Origin of the sequence: Paenibacillus gorillae, assembly GCF_000513275.1 — a bacterium.
Lineage (GTDB): Bacteria > Bacillota > Bacilli > Paenibacillales > Paenibacillaceae > Pristimantibacillus > Pristimantibacillus gorillae.
On record NZ_CBVJ010000082.1, the window covers coordinates 39,230 to 52,666 of the forward strand.

A 13,437-nucleotide genomic window follows, 5' to 3' on the forward strand; every position below is an offset into this window, starting at 1 on the left:
ATGGATTGAATCTGCAAAAAGTCAGCACGAACTCGAAACGCTCCGCTCACCCTTGCTTGCTGTGAACTTTTACCCACCTTACTTCAAAGCCTAGGGTGGTTGCATTTCGGTTCATACTGCCGTTCTTCAATCCCCCTCAACTATTACAACATGCGAACCTTTTCATGCTATAGTTCAAATACATTCAAAAGTACGGGACGGTAAAAGGAGTACACGATGAAAAAAGAATATAATAATCAAGTTGAAGTAGTTTTAGATATCATCGGCGGTAAATGGAAATCTCATATTATATATCACTTAGCAAGTGGTCCGACACGAACTGGTGAGTTAAAACATTTAGTTACAGGCATTACACAAAAAATGCTGATCGAACAATTAAAAGAACTCGAAACAGATGGCTTAATTAATAGAAAAGTATTTAATCAAGTTCCGCCAAAAGTTGAATATTCCCTTACGGATTATGGTGCATCATTGAGGGATGTCTTAAAAGTAGTCTGTGAGTGGGCGGATGAATATGTGAATTATAGATACCCCGCTGGTGAAGTCTCAATAAAAACTAAAGAACATGATGTTTCTCCAAGATCTTCTAGTAATAGCTAATAAAACGGTTAGCTCAAATCATTCACCATCAGAATGAATAGCTGAGCTAACTTGGTGATATGGAGCATCTGATTCATAAAGTATAACTGGGAAGCTGATTATAAACGTTAAAAGTTAGTCCAATCTAAAAACAATCTTTCCCATTGCTTTCCGTGAAGTGAGACGTGCAATGGCTTGGTCCCATTGTTCTATTGAATAGGAAGAATCGACAATTGGACGAATTTGTCCCTCTTCAGCAAGCTGTACAATATGCTGCAGTGCTGATTGTGTAATATCTTCAGGCACGTTATATATACTAAAACCAATAATCTTTCGGGACTTTGCCAATAGATCCATTAAATTAAGCTCTATTTCCATTCCAGCAGCATAACCAACACTAACTAGCCGGCCATCTTGCGTTAAAGATTGAAGCAACTGAATGGTTACATCATTGCCTACAGGGTCAATTGCCAGATTAATTCCCTGGCCATTCGTAATGCGATCAATCCCTTCTATAATTCCTTCCTGAGCAAGGTTAATGATTGCTTCTGGCTTAGCGGATGAGGCTTGTTTTACTTTCTCGTCCGAAGAAACAATAGCAATAGGTTTAGCTCCTAACGCTTTGGCAAGTTGAATGGACGCATAACCAACAGAGCCTGTCGCACCTCCTACAGCTACCCACTCTCCTTTTTTTAGTTCACCTGAATAAACCAATGCTAAATACGAAGTTAAATAGGCGACGGGCAAAGCTGCTCCTTCTTCAAAACTGAAATTTTGCGGAAGTGGAATTAGCTGATTCTCTGGAACAGCAATTAATTCTTGGTGAGTACCGTCTTGGCTTACACCAAGCGATCCGCCTTGAATTATGACTTTTGTTCCTGCAGCAAATTTTGAGGAAACTTCTATCAATCCTGCTCCTTCATTTCCAAGAATAAGGGGCGGTTGTTTAGCAAATGGCAGTTTTCCAGCCTTGACCGTTAAATCAAGCGGGTTTAATGCTGCAGCGTGAACTCTAACCAAAGCTTCGCCTGTCTTTGGTATTGGTGCATCCTTTGTTTCAATGATCATTTCGGAGTTTTCTCCGAACTGTTTAACGACCAGAGCCTTCATTTGGTTCCCTCCATAAAACGAACTATTGTCCTTTAGGCCCTCAGTTGAATTAACAATATAGGACTGACAACAGAGCCTATTATGGGACAGCACAAGTTCATTGAATAGTACCCACTTTTCCGTGATATAGACACGAAAAAGTAACAATTGGATGCCTAAAGGGATAAATAGTTAGCAACAAAAAAACGCCCCCTAGTCAGGGAGCGTAGCTTCATCATGCATATGCAATTTTAATTGGCATGGATTTGCGGCATTTCCTCTTCGAAGAACAAGTCGTCGAGGGAGCTTAGCGTGCCATCCTCTTCCACCTGGTAGACCGACATTTTCTCACCGTTCACTGTCAGCTCAATGAAGCAGCCCCAGCAATAAAATTGATGGGAACCGATTTTACCAATATCTTTGGAATTGCAATTGGGACATCTCATCATCTTTCATTTCTCCCTATATTCTGAATTGGAAGCTGCGACAGGCTCCAATTCCGCTTCACTGACAGCAGGAACAATAATCGCGTCTTCCCCGAGCAGCACGGCCTCCGGATCTTCCGGGGCTCTCAGCCATTTGCGCCCTTCCATCAGATCCGATATAAAACCATCCGTAAGCTCATAGCCTACTATTTGTGTACCCTGAAACGGGTAAAAATAAACATCGGACACCCGCCCAAGCTGCAAGCCTTGAACGGTTACGACCGGCAAGTCTTTCAATTTCACGACTCCGGTATCGAAGGATCTAAGGATTTCAGCCGGTTTTGCCGGCTTTACCGCTTCTTCTCCAGAGATAAGCACCGCGTCCTCGCCGCAGGTCAGCACATTCGACCATTGTACCACCAGCACGCCCGTTCCGAACCATTTCTCATTCGAGAGAACGAGTCCGAGCAGCTTCCAATGCTCATCAAACCATGCATCCCTTACCACACCAGCATGTTTGCCAGAATGAATGACGATGACGGGAAGTCCGATTAGTTGTTGAAGTTTGATCACGCTGCGTTCGGAGGCCTCCTAGACGTTAGTACGGACACGCGCGGAAATCGTTCCAACGATTTTCGCAGCGTCTTCCAGTTCCTCCACAGTATTCCCCAAACCGAAGCTAAATCGAACAGCGGAATTCAATCTTTCTTCAGACAAATTCATTGCGCGAAGCACATGAGACCGCTCCAGTGCGCCCGACGTGCAGGCGGAGCCGCTAGAAGCAGCAATGCCTGCCAGATCGAGGCTCATTAACATCGTCTCTGTATCAATCCCGATAAAGCTGAGATTGATAATATGCGGCAGGGAGTTATTCTCATCGCCGTTAACGACGATCTCAACGTCTGGCAGAGCGGTTTTTAACCGCTCTATCCACTCCTTACGAAGCTTGTCCATCGAAAGTTGCTTTTCCGCACGATTGTTCACACAAATGTCAACAGCTTTAGCGAAACCGGCAATGCCTGCGACGTTTTCCGTCCCCGGCCTCCGCTTTCGCTCCTGTGATCCGCCATGCGCAATCGGCTCGAACGGAGTTCCGTTCGCAATATAAAGCGCTCCTACTCCTTGCGGGCCGTTAATTTTATGAGCGGAAAAGCTCATGAAATCAACGGGGAGCTGCTGCAGCCGATAATCCAGCAACCCGAAGGATTGTACCGCATCAACGTGAAAAAGCACGCCTTGTGCTTTCGCAACAGCTCCGATCGCCTCAATCGGATTCAGCGTGCCTACTTCATTGTTCCCGTGCATAATCGTAATCAGACCGGTTTCCGGCGTAATCGCAGCCGCAACATCCTCCGGCGACACCTTACCTGTACCGTCGACGGGTAAGTAAGTGACACTGAAGCCTTCGCGGCTCAAAAATTCACATGTATGAAGAACCGCATGATGCTCAGCAGTTGATGTAATAATGTGGGTTTTCCCGAGTTTTCTCATCGCCATGGCTGCTCCGATAACCGCGGCGTTGTCACTTTCCGTTCCGCCGGACGTAAATACAAGCTCGGTTGGCTTGCAGCCAAGAGCAGCCGCTATGGTATCGCGGGCACGGCTTACTTGCAGCTTCGCTTCACGGCCGAAAGCATGCATGCTCGACGGATTGCCGCCAGAACCTTGCATAATCGTCAGCATGGCGCTGGCAACTTCCGGATGCATGGGCGTTGTCGCCGCATGATCAAAATAATAGCTTTTCATATCGCATACCTTCTTACATTAAATGTAGAACATATAGTTGTCGACTTTGCCTGCATCTTGAAATGTTACAAGATCGGCAAGTGTCGTCGAATCAAGCACCTCGGCAATGCTGTCACGGATACGCAGCCACAAGTCACGTTTTGCCGGGTCATCTTCTTCCGTGAAATCAACGGGCGAGATCGGCCCTTCCAAAATACGAATAATATCTCCGGCTGTAATCGTCTCTGGTTCTTTAGACAGGATGTAGCCGCCGTAAGCGCCGCGAATACTTTTCACTTGACCTGCATTACGCAGAGGCGCTACCAATTGCTCCAAATAGTGTTCGGAAAGCTGGTTACGCTCGGCAATGCTTTTGAGCGAAATCGGGCCTTCTCCGTATTTAGCCGCCAGCTCCATCATAATCGTTAGACCGTAACGGCCTTTCGTCGATATTTTCATAATAGGCACCTCTCTTTGTTTAATTTACTAGCTTATGTGAATGTTTCCTTGATCTTATGTTATAAATCATGGTATTCCCATATCACATCTATGTTAACATATTCGGCAGCGAACATGCGAGAAAAGGTTTGGGCTTCCATGAAAAAGTTTTTCTTCTATGATACAATGGAACGAAGCTAGTTTCCTTCTTATACGAAGAAGCCTGCTGGAAGTTTGCAAAATAAAGGCGGTGCAACATAATGGAGCAATCGAATAAAAATACGAGAGTCGTCGTTGGCATGTCTGGCGGTGTGGACTCGTCCGTTACCGCGCTGCTGCTAAAGCAGCAAGGCTACGAGGTAATCGGCATTTTCATGAAAAACTGGGACGATACCGATGAGTTCGGCCACTGTACGGCAGAGGAAGATGCAGAAGATGTTCGCCGCGTATGCGACCAAATCGGCATTCCGTACTACACGGTCAACTTTGAAAAGCAATATTTCGATAAAGTGTTTACCTACTTTCTCGATGAATATAAACGCGGACGTACGCCAAACCCGGACGTCATGTGCAACCGGGAAATCAAGTTCGGCGATTTTCTGCAAAAGGCCAACGAGCTTGGCGCAGATTATCTCGCTACCGGCCACTACGCCCGTGTAGAGCGCACGGCAGACGGTGAAACGACACTGCTTCGCGGCGTAGACGGCAATAAGGATCAGACCTACTTCCTGAGCGCACTCAGTCAACGCCAGCTGGCGAAAGCGATGTTTCCGATCGGCCATCTGCCTAAGCCGGAGGTTCGGCGAATTGCAGAAGAAGCTGGACTGTATACGGCGAAGAAAAAAGACAGCACCGGCGTCTGCTTTATCGGCGAGCGCAACTTCAAAACCTTCCTCGGCAGCTATCTTCCAGCTCAGCCCGGCGAGATGGTCGACATTCGCAGCGGCGAGGTGAAGGGCCGTCATGATGGGCTAATGTATTACACGCTTGGTCAGCGCCAAGGTCTGGGCATTGGCGGCTCCGGCAACGGCGAGCCATGGTTTGTCGCCGACAAGGATTTGGAGCGCAACATCTTGTACGTCATTCAAGGTGAAAATCATCCAAGTCTGTACTCCACTGGTTTAACAGCGACCGGCTTCAATTGGATTGCGCCGGTACAGCCGGAACAAAGCTTTCACTGTACAGCAAAATTCCGCTATCGTCAACCGGATCAGGGCGTCACTGTAACCTTCGGGAAGGATGGCGAGGCGACAGTCGTATTCGACAGCCCTCAAAAAGCGATTACGCCAGGACAAGCTGTCGTACTCTATGACGGAGATATTTGCCTCGGCGGCGGCACGATCGACAAGGTGCACAAAATCGATGCAGCCGTTTACGAGCAAGCTGTCGCACAAGCTTAACCTCCACAAGTTTATAGCAGCCCAATGTGTTTGAACCTATCGGGAACATCCTGCTTCTCAATAGAAAGGACCTCGAACTCCCGGCGAATGGGAAGAGGTCCTTTTTTTTCGTACAACAGTATAGAGTAATTTATAATCATTGAATCAATCACTTGTCTGGAAATACTCTTCCATATCCCCTTCCCCGATCGCTATCGCTTCCATCCCTGCCTGCTCCGATCCCTCCACCCGTCTTCTCTACTCTAAGCCGCGATATCCGCAAATGATCCGTTTCTTCAATGACAAAGACGATGCCTTCCCCATAGTTAACCCTTTGCTCACGCTGGGGCGGATTCTCGATCTGCGAATATACCCAGCCGCCGATCGTATCATAATCGTCACTATTGATATCCAGTCCAAAGTAGCTGTTCACTTCCTCAATCAGCATAAGTCCGCTTATGGAATACGTGGAGTCGTCCCGCTTCTCGATCTCCGGCCGTTCCTCATCAAATTCGTCCTGAATTTCGCCGACGATCTCCTCCATAATGTCCTCCAGCGTCACTAGGCCAGAAGTTCCCCCGTATTCATCGATGAGAATAGCAAGCTGCGACTTCCGCTTTTGCATCATCTTCAACAGATTACTGATCTGCATCGATTCGGGAACCGTCATGACCGGCCTCATCATTTGACGAATGTCTGAGAGGGCATGGCCCGAATCCTTAAGCATATCTTTAATATGAACAAATCCGATAATATTGTCCTTCTCATGCTCGCATACCGGGTAGCGCGTACGCATATGCTCCAGCGCGATCGTCTTATTTTCCTCCAACGACAGCTTCATATAGAGGCAGATCATCTCTGTGCGGGGAATCATAATTTCCCTGGCCGTCGTTTCCGCAAACTCGAAAATATTGTCGACCAGCGTCAGCTCCGTATTGTCGATCAGACCGCGTTTATGACTCTCTTTCATCAAAATCCGAATCTCTTCCTCTGTATGGGCGGATGCAAGCTCAGAGGCAGGCTCCAGTCCAAACCGTTGCAGCAGCCACCCGGCCAGCCCGTTCAGCACCCAAATAAACGGATACATCAGCTTGTAAAAATAAACGAGCGGCAGCGCAGTCAGGAGCGTCACCTTCTCTGCCTTGCGGATCGCAACCGTCTTGGGCGCCAGCTCGCCCAGCACAATATGCAAAATCGTAATGAAGAGAAACGCTATCGCAAAGGAAACGCCATGAACGAGCACGGCATTGCGGAAACCGAGCGCATGAAACCAAGGCTCGATCAAGTCCTTGATCGCTGGCTCGCCAATCCAGCCAAGCCCCAGCGAGGCAAGCGTAATGCCGAGCTGGCAAGCAGACAAATAAGCGTCCAGGTTTGCTGTCAAATGTGCGGCAAGCTTTGCCCGCGAATGGCCTTCAGAAGCGAGCGTATCGATCCGGCTGCCCCGCACCTTCACCATCGCAAACTCCGCCGCTACAAAAAAACCATTCATAAATACCAACACCACGATAAGCGCCAGCTGCCAGATGATCGGTAAAGGATCGCCCAACGATTCCTTACACTCCTTTTACAAGCCGTATTTGGCGGTATAATTGCCGCAGTAATTCAGTGTATTCAGCCCGCCTGGCGCAATATGCGGCAAATGTTTGCAAATCCCTTCGTTTTTTGCAATTCCTTGAACAATGTTCATAAAGCCGCAATTAATTGCCCCTTTTTTGCCGTTCGCGGCCTCCTTCTTTCTGTTATAATGCTATCAAATTCGATTATGACTAGCCTTTTGGGAGGAAATTCACATGCGTTTAAAAATGATGGCAAGCAACATAGTTGTACTTCTGGCAGCTTTACTTATCCTGTTCCCCTCCGCCGCTTTGGCGCACTCCAAGCTGGACAGCGCCGTTCCGGCGGACGGAGAGACCGTCAAAGTTTCACCAAACGAAATTACAATGACTTTCAATACAAAAATTGAAAAGCTCAGCAAATTTAAATTGCTCAACGAAGCCGCTGAAGAAGTGAAGACAGGCAAGTCCGTTGTAGACGGAAATACGATGAGCGGCGATTTGCCTGAAAAGCTTGTTAACGGCAGCTATACGGTCAAATGGACAATCATGGGCGCTGACGGCCATACCATATCTGGCGATTACTCCTTTACTGTCGATACGCCAGCGGAAGAAGCTCCTGCTACTGCAACACCGGAGGCGACGCCTGTGCCAACAACCGACCCTGCTGAGGCACCAGCCGTAACGCCAACAGAGGCGCCAGCGGTTCCCGATCAAGCATCCAATAACGGAAATACCTCCACTACGCAAAACAGTGATATGGCGCTTGGACCGATTCTCGTTGTTGCCGTCGTCATTACAGTTATCGCTTTGGTAGCAGCAATTCTCATCTCGCGGAGGCGCAAAGGATGACCTATGTCAGCGAGGCGCTTCTTTATCTTTGCTTTGCTATACTAATGGGCACGTTCATCATTCGTCTCGTTCTAGAGAGCCGGCGTCCTGATATCACCGTGCCTAACGGGTTGCTTCTGGCCTGCGTCATTGCAATTCCGCTGCTTTCCTTTGTACCGATTCATCAATCGGCATTACTGTTTGCCAAAGAGTTTGAAACGCCTTACGGCACGATGATCAAGAGCATTCTGATTGATATTAAAGCCGGAAAAGCATGGATTTGGACACTGGTTGCCTCGCTTGGCCTAACCGTGCTGCTGGCGCTCCCGTCATTCCGCAATGACAAGCATATGCCCAAGGTCGGATTGTTCATCACGCTGCTGCTTTCCATTTGGCTGGGGTATGCCAGTCATGCATCAACGCTATATGGCACAAAAGGTCTGATCGTCCACTCCGCTCATTTTATAGCTGTTGCGGTCTGGATCGGCATCTTGCTGATAGCAGGATGGTTCTCGCGGAATGAGCACCATTGGGAATCATTTCTCGGCTGGTTCTCGCCGGTCGCTATTGGCTGCTTCTTAATCGCAGTCATTGCCGGCATTATGCTCATGGGGTTCACCACACCACAATATGTCTCTTCTTGGATGCTGCCCTACGGCCAGTTATTGCTCATCAAGCATTTACTGCTGCTTCCGCTTGTATTATTTGCGTTCACGAACGGGTTCGGTTACCGCTCTATGATTAAGAAGAGCAGCGGCTTTAATCCGCGGCCATGGCTGAAAGCGGAAAGCGCAGCGGCGCTGCTCGTATTTATTGTGACAGGCATTCTCGGTCAGCAAACGCCGCCGCATAATGTAAAAGATACGCTGCAATCAGTGTCGCCTTCGCCCTTATTTACTTCGATCTACCGGGACAGCTACACCCCGGATCTGGTTCTTGGGCTGCATCCAAATCTTGCGAGCCTATTAATGCTCGCTGCCGCATTCATTATGATTGCCGGGTTTTTCCTTATGTACCGCAGCAACCGACTCTTAGCGGCATCCGCTATGGGATTGCTCGCTTCGGTATTTGGTTATTTCGCTCTCATGTTTGGCTTATCTGCCTAACAGCCAGTAAACGGCTTGAGGCAAACAAAAAGGCTGTGGAACAAGCAGATGAATCTGCTTTCCACAGCCTTTTTCTATTAGAGAGCTATAATTAGTTTTTCAATTTAATGTCGTAGATTTCAGCCAGCTCAGTGAGCATCAGGTTCGCTGCTTTAATGCCGCCAGCCGTGTTCCAGATAGCATCGTTAACACGGTAAGCGCGTTTTTCTTTGACAGCGCTAAGACCTGTCCAGAGCGGGTCATTCGTCCATTCCTTCTCTTGCTCATTGCCTTTGCCGTCGCCTGTCTCATAAGTGAAGTAGATAATGCGGTGAGCATCGACTTCCGGAAGGCGCTCTTTCGTAATTTCATCGGCAAACGTTTCTTTCGTGTTCAGCGTCATTTCGTTGCGGGCAAGACCAATTTGGCTTGCAATAATACCAGAGAACGTATCCAGTTGATACACGCGGGTTTTGCCGCCCATGAAGCGTACGAACGAGATTGTTTCTTTCAGCTTGTCGCCGGCTTGCGCTTTGAAATCGTCGATACGGGCATCGAAGTCAGCCAGCAGCTTGTCGCCTTCCGCTGTTTTGTTAAGCGCTTCTGCATACAGCTTGAAGTTGTTTTTCCATTCGCCGCGAAGCGTCTCGGATTCTACCGTTGGAGCGATCGCTTTCAACTGGTCGTAGATTTTCTCATGGCGCATTTTGTTCGCGATAATCAGATCCGGCTGGAGACCGGCAATCAGCTCAACGTTCGGCTGGCCTTCTTTACCCAGCACTTCCACGCCTTCCATCTCGGAAGCAATATGATCATACCATGGATTGCCTGTAAAAGATTGAACTGCACCTACTGGCTTGATGCCAAGCGCCAGAACAGCTTCCGTACCTTCATTCGTCAGAACGACGACACGCTTTGGTGTACCTTTAATTTCAGTCTCGCCCATCGCATGCTTGATAACGCGAGTCTCGCCAGAAGCCTGCTCCGAATTTCCTGCTGCTTCATTCTTATTAGTAGAGTTGTTTGCTTTTGCCCCACAACCCGTTGCAATTATTGCCAATACCAGTGCGCAAATCACTAATCCAACCGACTTCTTGCCCAACCAATTATTCATTATGTTTTTGCTCCCCCTGCTGATTATTATTCTCAATGAAACACTATATAGAGGGACGAGCTAGAAGTCAATGAATTTTTTGAGAACGATTATCATACTCGTTGACAGGGGGAGGCCATTCCTCTACACTGCTTTATAGAAGGTTTATAGCAAATGGAAAGGTCGGCTACATCTACTATGCGATTATTTGGACTACTACTTTCGATTCTACTGTTAGGTGCAGCGATCGTTTGCAGCATTGCTTTTGGCACAACGGATATTCCACTCTCTCAGGTTATGGACTCATTCCTCCATTATGATGCCTCCTTGCAGCAGCACCTTGTTATCCAGACCACAAGACTTCCACGGGCCCTTATTGCCGGTGCGGTTGGCGCTTGTCTTGCGGTGGCAGGAGCGGTCATGCAAGTTATAACCCGCAATCCTATTGCTTCCCCAAGTTTGTTCGGCGTCAATGCAGGCGCTTCTTTTATGGTAGTTATCGCTTCCGGATGGCTCGGCTTGTCCGGCATGCAGCCGCTGGCTTTATTCGCACTGCTCGGCGCGGCTATCAGCGGCGCAATTGTTTTTGTGCTGGGAAGCATCGGACGCGATGGTATGACCCCGGTTAAAATCACGCTGGCAGGCGCATCGATCTCAGCATTTTTCGCATCGCTGACGCAAGGCTTCATGCTGTCTAGCGGCAAAATGTTCGATCAGGTGCTCGTCTGGCTCGTCGGCTCGGTTGCAGGCCGCAATATGGCGATGCTGCAAGGCGTGCTTCCTTATATGGCTGTCGGCCTTATTATCGCACTAGCGCTTTCCCGGCAGCTTAACTTGCTTGGCATGGGCGACGATATTGCCAAAACGCTCGGCCAACGGACCGCTATGGTCAAAGGACTGGCTTCAGTCGCTGTTATCCTGCTGGCGGGCGCTTCAGTCGCAGTAGCCGGTCCAATCGCTTTTATCGGTATCATCATTCCGCATATTGTACGTTTTCTAATCGGCAGTGATTATCGTTGGGTCATTCCCTACAGCGCCGTTCTTGGAGCTGTGTTGCTCGTCGCCTCCGATATCGGCTCCCGCTACATAGCAATGCCTAAAGAGGTTCCGGTTGGCGTCATGACAGCTGTCCTAGGCGTGCCATTCTTCGTCTATATCGCCCGGAAAGGACGGAAAGCATCATGAGCAAATATAGTACGATCCGTACGAACAAACCGAAGCTGAGTCTGCTGCTTGAGCGAAAAACAGTCTTAATAACGCTTGTATTGCTAGTGCTATGCGCTGCAGCCGCTGTCCTGAGCACTGGTATCGGCAGCAAATTCATCGCTCCGCTCGACGTTGTCAAATCGATCTTCGGGTATGGAAATCCGATGCATGATGTCATTGTGCTCAAGCTCCGGCTGCCTCGGATCATCATTGCTTTATTAGTAGGAGCTGCGCTCGCATCAGCCGGCGCTGTGCTTCAAGGACTGATCCGCAACCCGCTCGCCTCGCCTGATGTCGCGGGCATTACGGAAGGCGCTTCACTTGGCACTGTGCTGTTTATGTTTTTTTTCAACGAAAAGCTTTCCATTCAATGGATGCCTCTGGCCGCTATTATCGGCGCGTTTGCCGTAACCTTCCTGCTCTATGTGCTTTCGTGGAAGGACGGCGCTTCGCCGCTGCGCATGGTGCTGATCGGAACCGGTCTGTCGGCCGCATTTAAATCGATCTCCTACATGCTGCTGATCTCCGGCCCCTTCTTCATGGCAGACCGGGCTTTAACGTTTATGACCGGCAGCATTTACGGCGCTTCTTGGGAAAAGGACGTCTTTACACTGCTTCCTTGGCTCATCGTGCTGTTGCCGCTGACATGGCTCATGTCCCGGCACGTCAATATTCAGTCGCTGGGCGATGAAGTCGCCGGAAGCGCTGGAGCCAGCGTACAGCGGCATCGGCTGCTGCTGCTGATCCTCAGCGTATCGCTTGCCGGTGCGGCCGTTGCCATTGGCGGTGCTATCGCCTTTGTCGGACTTATAGCTCCGCATATCGCCCGCAAGCTGGTTGGCTCCTCCTTCGGAGGACTGCTGCCGGTTAGCGCGATGATCGGCGCCTTACTCGTATTACTATCAGACTTGGCAGCGCGGACGCTGTTTACCCCGCTTGATATTCCGGCAGGTGTATTCACCGCAATTATCGGCGCGCCGTTCTTCTTATATCTGTTATACCGTCATCGTAACCAATGAGAATGAGACTAGCAGGAGGTAAAGTGCAATGAGCTTGCTTGAAGCGAAAGAAATGGCGCTTTCCTACGGGGGAAACCACATTTTTGAAAACTTGAATCTTACGATACCCGAAGGCAAGGTAACGGTGCTGATCGGCAGCAACGGCTGCGGCAAATCAACGCTGCTCCGCTCGCTGGCCCGGCTTCTCAAGCCGACCCAAGGCTCCATTACATTGGACGGACAGGACTTGCTGGCAATGGCGCCCAAAGCTGCAGCGAAACAGCTCTCGCTTCTTCCTCAAGGCCCCGTGGCGCCAGAGGGACTTACTGTGCTTCAGCTTGTCAAGCAAGGCCGCTATCCTTACCAAAGCTGGCTGCAGCAATGGTCCAAGGAAGACGAGCGCAGCGTGCGCGAGGCGCTTCAAGCGACGGACATGGCCAGCATGGCTGAACGCTCGGTCGATTCGCTCTCCGGCGGTCAGCGCCAGCGGGCGTGGATCGCGATGACACTGGCGCAGCAGACGGGCATTATTTTGCTGGATGAGCCTACCACTTATCTGGATATGACGCATCAGATTGAAGTGCTTGATCTGCTGCAGGAAATGAACGAGCGCGACAACCGCACTATCGTCATGGTGCTTCACGATATTAATCTGGCTTGCCGCTATGCCGACCATATCGTAGCGGTCAAAGACGGCGCAATTGCCGCTCAGGGAGCCCCGGGGGACATTGTCGATGCAGCGATGATCGAATCGGTCTTCCGGCTCAAATGCGAGGTTATTCCCGATCCGCTGTACGATACGCCGATGATTGTGCCGCATGGCCGGAAGAAATTAGTGAGGCAATAAATAAAAAGGGCAGACTCTAGGGTCTGTCCTTTGATGTGTTTAACACTATGCACAGGTTCGCTGCGCGTATTGGTTCTTGCTGCCGTTCTTGATTCCACTGCCCCATCGTTTTCACGATGAGTAATGGATCGAATCATCGAAAAGTCAGTAAGAACTCAATACGCTCCGCTTCCCCTAAAACCTATT

General features: G+C 49.4%; 14 protein-coding genes. 7 read left to right on the forward strand and 7 right to left on the reverse strand.

The genetic code is table 11. From position 1 onward, the window contains the following. The first annotated feature begins 216 nt into the window (after nt 1-216). Nucleotides 217-600: a winged helix-turn-helix transcriptional regulator gene (locus TY10_RS14250; protein ID WP_042164612.1), complete on the forward strand. Its 384-nt coding sequence runs from the start codon at nt 217-219 to the stop codon at nt 598-600. Nucleotides 601-714: 114 nt separating this feature from the next. Here TY10_RS14250 and TY10_RS14255 read toward each other — a convergent pair whose 3' ends face one another. The 5 genes from TY10_RS14255 to cymR all read right to left on the reverse strand — a co-directional run bounded on the left by TY10_RS14255 (nt 715) and on the right by cymR (nt 4,277). Beyond that, nucleotides 715-1,689: a quinone oxidoreductase family protein gene (locus TY10_RS14255; protein ID WP_042164614.1), complete on the reverse strand. Its 975-nt coding sequence runs from the start codon at nt 1,687-1,689 to the stop codon at nt 715-717. Between the two features lie 230 nt (nt 1,690-1,919). Then, nucleotides 1,920-2,117, reverse strand: coding sequence for a hypothetical protein (locus tag TY10_RS14260; RefSeq protein WP_042164616.1), 198 nt, complete (start codon nt 2,115-2,117; stop codon nt 1,920-1,922). Nucleotides 2,118-2,120: 3 nt separating this feature from the next. Continuing rightward, on the reverse strand, nt 2,121-2,666 hold the full coding sequence (locus TY10_RS14265) for a PRC-barrel domain-containing protein (protein ID WP_052350547.1): 546 nt from the start codon (nt 2,664-2,666) through the stop codon (nt 2,121-2,123). An 18-nt stretch (nt 2,667-2,684) separates the two neighbouring features. Beyond that, nucleotides 2,685-3,839: a cysteine desulfurase family protein gene (locus tag TY10_RS14270; RefSeq protein WP_042164618.1), complete on the reverse strand. Its 1,155-nt coding sequence runs from the start codon at nt 3,837-3,839 to the stop codon at nt 2,685-2,687. Nucleotides 3,840-3,857: 18 nt separating this feature from the next. Then, the gene (gene cymR / locus TY10_RS14275; protein WP_042164620.1) at nt 3,858-4,277 is read right to left on the reverse strand and encodes a cysteine metabolism transcriptional regulator CymR; all 420 of its coding nucleotides are present in this window, start codon (nt 4,275-4,277) and stop codon (nt 3,858-3,860) included. Nucleotides 4,278-4,516: 239 nt separating this feature from the next. On the opposite strand from cymR, the gene mnmA reads away from it, so the two are divergent. Further along, nucleotides 4,517-5,656, forward strand: a complete 1,140-nt coding sequence (mnmA, locus tag TY10_RS14280; RefSeq protein WP_042164623.1) for a tRNA 2-thiouridine(34) synthase MnmA — start codon at nt 4,517-4,519, stop codon at nt 5,654-5,656. A gap of 148 nt (nt 5,657-5,804) precedes the next feature. Here the strand turns inward: mnmA and TY10_RS14285 are convergent, their stop codons facing one another. Next, entirely contained in the window at nt 5,805-7,184 is a 1,380-nt protein-coding gene (locus tag TY10_RS14285; RefSeq protein WP_081735281.1) for a hemolysin family protein, read from the reverse strand. A gap of 244 nt (nt 7,185-7,428) precedes the next feature. Between TY10_RS14285 and TY10_RS14290 the strand changes: the two genes are divergently transcribed. Then, nucleotides 7,429-8,043: a copper resistance CopC family protein gene (locus tag TY10_RS14290; protein ID WP_052350548.1), complete on the forward strand. Its 615-nt coding sequence runs from the start codon at nt 7,429-7,431 to the stop codon at nt 8,041-8,043. After that, nucleotides 8,040-9,128, forward strand: a complete 1,089-nt coding sequence (locus TY10_RS14295) for a copper resistance D family protein (protein WP_052350549.1) — start codon at nt 8,040-8,042, stop codon at nt 9,126-9,128. The genes TY10_RS14290 and TY10_RS14295 overlap by 4 nt, the downstream gene beginning before the upstream one ends. Nucleotides 9,129-9,219: 91 nt before the next feature. On the opposite strand, the gene TY10_RS14300 is transcribed toward TY10_RS14295, so the two are convergent. Beyond that, on the reverse strand, nt 9,220-10,221 hold the full coding sequence (locus tag TY10_RS14300; protein ID WP_042164625.1) for an ABC transporter substrate-binding protein: 1,002 nt from the start codon (nt 10,219-10,221) through the stop codon (nt 9,220-9,222). A 177-nt stretch (nt 10,222-10,398) separates the two neighbouring features. On the opposite strand from TY10_RS14300, the gene TY10_RS14305 reads away from it, so the two are divergent. The 3 genes from TY10_RS14305 to TY10_RS14315 are packed head-to-tail and all read left to right on the forward strand — an operon-like array spanning nt 10,399 to nt 13,251. Beyond that, complete coding sequence (locus TY10_RS14305) at nt 10,399-11,385, forward strand: FecCD family ABC transporter permease (RefSeq protein ID WP_042164840.1); 987 nt, start codon at nt 10,399-10,401, stop codon at nt 11,383-11,385. Beyond that, a complete protein-coding gene (locus tag TY10_RS14310; protein ID WP_042164628.1) occupies nt 11,382-12,425 on the forward strand; it encodes a FecCD family ABC transporter permease in 1,044 nt (347 codons plus the stop codon). The genes TY10_RS14305 and TY10_RS14310 overlap by 4 nt, the downstream gene beginning before the upstream one ends. 28 nt (nt 12,426-12,453) lie before the next feature. After that, nucleotides 12,454-13,251 (forward strand): ABC transporter ATP-binding protein, encoded by a 798-nt coding sequence (locus tag TY10_RS14315; RefSeq protein WP_042164630.1) that lies wholly within the window; start codon nt 12,454-12,456, stop codon nt 13,249-13,251. Nucleotides 13,252-13,437: the final 186 nt, after the last annotated feature.

Excerpts from the sequence above, each read along its gene's own strand:
- TY10_RS14270 (WP_042164618.1), bottom strand. The coding sequence starts at position 3,839 with ATGAAAAGCTATTATTTTGATCATGCGGCGACAACGCCCATGCATCCG.
- TY10_RS14305 (WP_042164840.1), top strand. The coding sequence starts at position 10,399 with ATGCGATTATTTGGACTACTACTTTCGATTCTACTGTTAGGTGCAGCG.
- TY10_RS14300 (WP_042164625.1), bottom strand. The coding sequence starts at position 10,221 with ATGAATAATTGGTTGGGCAAGAAGTCGGTTGGATTAGTGATTTGCGCA.
- TY10_RS14315 (WP_042164630.1), top strand. The coding sequence starts at position 12,454 with ATGAGCTTGCTTGAAGCGAAAGAAATGGCGCTTTCCTACGGGGGAAAC.
- TY10_RS14290 (WP_052350548.1), top strand. The coding sequence starts at position 7,429 with ATGCGTTTAAAAATGATGGCAAGCAACATAGTTGTACTTCTGGCAGCT.
- TY10_RS14260 (WP_042164616.1), bottom strand. The coding sequence starts at position 2,117 with ATGATGAGATGTCCCAATTGCAATTCCAAAGATATTGGTAAAATCGGT.
- TY10_RS14250 (WP_042164612.1), top strand. The coding sequence starts at position 217 with ATGAAAAAAGAATATAATAATCAAGTTGAAGTAGTTTTAGATATCATC.
- TY10_RS14295 (WP_052350549.1), top strand. The coding sequence starts at position 8,040 with ATGACCTATGTCAGCGAGGCGCTTCTTTATCTTTGCTTTGCTATACTA.
- mnmA (WP_042164623.1), top strand. The coding sequence starts at position 4,517 with ATGGAGCAATCGAATAAAAATACGAGAGTCGTCGTTGGCATGTCTGGC.
- cymR (WP_042164620.1), bottom strand. The coding sequence starts at position 4,277 with ATGAAAATATCGACGAAAGGCCGTTACGGTCTAACGATTATGATGGAG.
- TY10_RS14310 (WP_042164628.1), top strand. The coding sequence starts at position 11,382 with ATGAGCAAATATAGTACGATCCGTACGAACAAACCGAAGCTGAGTCTG.
- TY10_RS14255 (WP_042164614.1), bottom strand. The coding sequence starts at position 1,689 with ATGAAGGCTCTGGTCGTTAAACAGTTCGGAGAAAACTCCGAAATGATC.